The following is a 4,254-nucleotide window of genomic DNA, read 5'->3' as shown; positions in this document are numbered from 1 at the left end:
ATCATTTGGGTATCAAGTGCGGAAAACATGGTTTCAGACGGCCTTATTTGGCTTTGCATTCGGCGATGACTTGGGTGAATTCGGAAACGTCTTTAAAGCTTTTATAGACGGACGCGAAGCGGACATAGGCAACTTGGTCGATTTTTGCCAGCTCTTCCATCGCCATTTCGCCGACGATGCGCGAAGCGACTTCTTTTTTGCCCAAACGGTAGAGGCGCTGCTCGATAAGGGCAACGGTTTCATCGATTTGTTCTTGTGTGACAGGGCGTTTGTGCAGCGCGCGCTCAAGGCTGGTTTGCAGTTTGTGCGGATTGAAGGGAACCCGTGTGCCGTTGGATTTGATGACTTGCGGCATCCGCATTTCAACGGTTTCAAAGGTGCTGAAGCGTTGTCCGCATTCCAAGCATTTGCGACGGCGACGGATGCTGTTGGTGTCTTCCAGCCATCGCGAGTCGGCTACTTGTGTATTGGGGTGTTGGCAAAACGGGCACTTCATCGGGTTTCCTTGTCATACGCTCGGCAAGGTCGCTAAGCAATTGAATTCATTGTTTGTGACCTATTATTGTAGCGGATTGCGCTATTTTCGTATAGTAAACGCTTTGACTATGGATTAAGTATAAAAAGGCCGTCTGAAAGGGCAACTTTGGCAAAGTTGCCCTTTCAGACGGCCTTGAGTTTTTCAGTCAATCAACCGTTAAACCGATACACCGACGGCGCGGGCGATTTCCAAACCCTCTTCCGCACTCATGTAAACCGGATTGTTGGGGCGGTCGCTGAGGACAATGTCGCCGTCTTGAAACATCACCAATTCATTGACTGCCAATTGCGACCAGGTTTCATCTCGTGTCAGGGGCAGGGTGGCGATGACGGAAACTTTATCGTTCGGGGTGGTCACTTCTGAAAAATCGACCATGACATCATCGTCCAGCAAACGCGCTTTGCCAAACGGGGCTTTGCGCACGATGTAGTGCAGCAAGGTGCTGGCGTGGGCAAACAGGCAGTCACCGTTGGACATCACAAAGTTGAACAAGCCGTAGCGGCGGATTTCATGGGTTAGGCCGGCAATGGCATCAAACAAAACTTCAGGTTCGGGCTTGGTGGCAAAGCGGCTGCGCAGGCGGTTGAGGATAAAGCAGAACGCGCGTTCGGAATCGGTCGTGCCGACGGCATGGTAGTACTCGCCCTGCTCGGGGTAAAAATCAATCAAATGGCCGTTGTGGGCAAACAGCCAATATTCGCCCCACATCTCGCGCATGAAGGGATGAGTGTTCGCCAATGAGGTCTGACCTTGTGAGGCCTTGCGGATATGGGCGATAACGTTTTCGGATTTGATTTGGTAGGCGCGCACCAAGTCGGCAACGGGCGAGTTGGCACTGGGTTTGTCGTCGTGAAACAAGCGCACGCCTTTGCCTTCAAAGAAACCGATGCCGAAACCATCGGCATGGTGGTCGGTAATGCCGCCTCGACGGCGGAAGCCTTCAAAAGAAAACATGATGTCTGTGGGAGTGTTGCAATTCATGCCGAGCAGTTGGCACATGGCGTTAACCTTTTTTCCGAGTATTTATAGGGTCATTATGGTGTATCGGGCAGGCAGTTTCAATATATTCTTTGCCGTTTTAGGGTAGGTGATACAGGCTGTATCGAATTAAAAATAAAGAATTTCGCTTTGTAGGGGATTGTTAGGATATTTACTAATTCTGTGCTAACACTTCCCCTATAAAATGCTTTGCAGAACAAAAAGACCTCCTCACATAACGATATGTTCTACTCACAACGAAACATAATTTTCCCCACCATCGTTTTACCTCAAGGAGTGTTCAATGAAACTGAATCTGCAAAAAACCACCGCTGCTGTTTTGGCTGTTGTGTTCAGCGTAGGCGCATTTGCAGCTAATAATGCCTATAACCCATTCGAGTATGGCTACAAAAATCACAAATACGGCAAAAAATGGGGCAAGCCTGCATCTGAAGCCGAAGGCGAAAAAGTGATGAAACACGCTGCCTACCGTTCAGGCGTGTACTACACCAACGTAAACCGTATGCCTGGCAATGCAGACCGCAATGGCGTGAAAACCGTACAGGTTAACGACGCATATACCCGTCAAAACCTCGGCCGCTATGCGTTCAACACCATCAAGAGCGGTGACTCTGAAGTATACTACGGTGAGTGGGTCGGTAAAGAATACGCTAAAGGCTCTAACCGCGGCGTTTTCTACTCCGGCGACAAACGCGCTACCTCTATGCCTGTATCCGGTGTAGCCAACTACGCAGTTAAAGGTATCAATAACTACACCGGCAACAACCCGATGGTTGGTACTTTGCGCGCAGACTTCGGTCAACGCGTCTTGACCGGTTCTATGAAAAATAACGCTGTACAGATGGACATCCATTCCCGCATCAAGCCATCCAGCGCATCATTTGAAGGCTACGCTCGCGCCAACGGCCACTTCGGTAAAACCGAAGGCCACTTCTTCGGCAACGGTGCAAGCGCGTTGGCCGGTGTTGCCAAATTTAAGACCGACCGCAATCTGGATACGGCATACGGCGGCGTAAAACGCTAAAATCTGTCTTTAAGTAAAATAAAGCCTGCCATCCGCAGGCTTTTTTAAACACTTGCTTCCAAATTTCTCAAGGTCGTCTGAAACTTGCGACCGGAAAGCCGATCCCATGTACAAACCGTCTGCCTGCCTGATTCTGCTTCTTTCTGCTCCCGTCCTTGCCGCGCCGCGTTCTGATTTTTCAGACGACCGCACCGCGCAACGCCTGTGGCAGGATACCCGCCAAACCATGCAGGAGCAGGAACAAAAAGTGCGCGAATATCATCTCGATATTTCTGCTCCGCATACCGGGAAGACAGCCGAGAGCGACTCCGAAGCCGACCAAGGCGAGGCACTGTTTAATGCTGTCAACCGCAGCGATTGGCAAACCGTTCGCCCTCTGCTGGAGCGTTATACCCAGCAAACCGAATACGATCCCGATATCGCTTCGTTTGCCCGTGCTTCTCTTGCACGAGGCGAAGGTAAGTGGAAAGCCGCCAAACAAGAATACGAAACCCTGTTGCAACGTCATCCCGATTTTACACGCGGACGGCTTGATTACGCACGCCTGCTTTTTGAAGGCCGTCTGAACCGCGAAGCATCTTCTGAATTTGTACACCTTCAAAACGAAGACTTGCCTGAAGCCGTCAAAGAAAACATCGCCCATTTCCAAGATGCCTTGAACCAGCGTCAAAGCTGGAAAGGCAGCCTCTCCGTCGGCGCCGTCCACAATAGCAACATCAACGAAGCCAGCGGCAAAGTGTGGTGTAAAACCGAAATCGACGGCGAATGTTGGGAAGAATTTTCAGGCGACAAACCCATTTCCGCCAACGGCATCAAATACGAAGCCGCCGCCGTCCGCCGCTGGCAGGTTAAAGGACACCACGGCATTGCCGCTCGCGCGCTCGGCTATGGCCGCTTCTACCGCGACCATAAAGATTTCAACGAACACACGCTCAACCTCAGTGCAGGCTATCAGTTTGAAAACCAGCGCCACACTTTCGCCTTCGCACCACTTGTCGAATGGAATGGCAGCGGCAGCAAAACCCTCAACCGCGCCTATGGTGTGCGCAACGAATGGAACCTCGACAAGGGCGATTGGACATGGAACACGGAAGCTGAGTGGAAACACCTTTCTTATGCAGACAAAACCCGTTTGCTCGACGGCAGCCTCCTCTCCGTTTACAACACCTTGTCTTATTTTCCGCGCAACGACCTGATGCTCTACGGTGGCATAGACTGGCAGCAGCGCAAAACGAAAGACCCTGTGGACAGCTATCGCCAAATTTCCGCACGGCTGGGTGCGGCAAAAATGTTTGAAGCCGGTTTCGACGTTTCCGTGTCTGCTACCTTCGGCATCCGCAGCCATAGGGAAGAGAATGCCGTCCTCGAACAACGCCGCCGCGACAAAGAACAAACCTACCGCCTCAGCATAGGCGCTGACCGCTGGAAATTCGCCGGCCTTAAGCCCGTCCTCAGCTATAAACACCGCCGCGTTAACGGCAACACCGACTGGCTGTACAGCTACAAACAAAACGAAGTCGGTCTGTCGCTGGTCAAATCGTTCTAACGCGGGACGCAGAAACACAAAGGTCGTCTGAAATTCAGTTTTCAGACGACCTTTTTTCTTTTGACTCTATTCGAGCATTGGATTAACGGTAGGTTTATTGCGAAAACCTATCCAAACACAACCTTCATTTTCACCATCAAGGATAAG

General features: G+C 51.1%; 4 protein-coding genes. 2 read left to right on the top strand and 2 right to left on the bottom strand.

Annotated elements, in window-relative coordinates:
- Window positions 1–43: 43 nt before the first annotated feature.
- Together nrdR and ACTHUE_RS11725 are read right to left on the bottom strand one after the other, a co-directional pair.
- A complete protein-coding gene (gene nrdR / locus ACTHUE_RS11730) occupies window positions 44–496 on the bottom strand; it encodes a transcriptional regulator NrdR (protein ID WP_070584707.1) in 453 nt (150 codons plus the stop codon).
- Between the two features lie 198 nt (window positions 497–694).
- Window positions 695–1,537: a class II glutamine amidotransferase gene (locus ACTHUE_RS11725; protein ID WP_070645319.1), complete on the bottom strand. Its 843-nt coding sequence runs from the start codon at window positions 1,535–1,537 to the stop codon at window positions 695–697.
- Window positions 1,538–1,820: 283 nt separating this feature from the next.
- Between ACTHUE_RS11725 and ACTHUE_RS11720 the strand changes: the two genes are divergently transcribed.
- Together ACTHUE_RS11720 and ACTHUE_RS11715 are read left to right on the top strand one after the other, a co-directional pair.
- A complete protein-coding gene (locus ACTHUE_RS11720) occupies window positions 1,821–2,561 on the top strand; it encodes a Slam-dependent surface lipoprotein (RefSeq protein WP_070460456.1) in 741 nt (246 codons plus the stop codon).
- 106 nt (window positions 2,562–2,667) lie between these two features.
- Window positions 2,668–4,107, top strand: a complete 1,440-nt coding sequence (locus ACTHUE_RS11715; protein WP_440423525.1) for a surface lipoprotein assembly modifier — start codon at window positions 2,668–2,670, stop codon at window positions 4,105–4,107.
- The last annotated feature ends 147 nt before the right edge of the window (window positions 4,108–4,254 follow it).

It is taken from the genome of Neisseria sp. P0021.S005, assembly GCF_051956955.1.
Note: the sequence above shows the minus strand (reverse complement) of the source record. Positions and strands in the feature narration are given on the sequence as shown.

Excerpts from the sequence above, each read along its gene's own strand:
- ACTHUE_RS11725 (WP_070645319.1), bottom strand. The coding sequence starts at position 1,537 with ATGTGCCAACTGCTCGGCATGAATTGCAACACTCCCACAGACATCATG.
- nrdR (WP_070584707.1), bottom strand. The coding sequence starts at position 496 with ATGAAGTGCCCGTTTTGCCAACACCCCAATACACAAGTAGCCGACTCG.
- ACTHUE_RS11715 (WP_440423525.1), top strand. The coding sequence starts at position 2,668 with ATGTACAAACCGTCTGCCTGCCTGATTCTGCTTCTTTCTGCTCCCGTC.
- ACTHUE_RS11720 (WP_070460456.1), top strand. The coding sequence starts at position 1,821 with ATGAAACTGAATCTGCAAAAAACCACCGCTGCTGTTTTGGCTGTTGTG.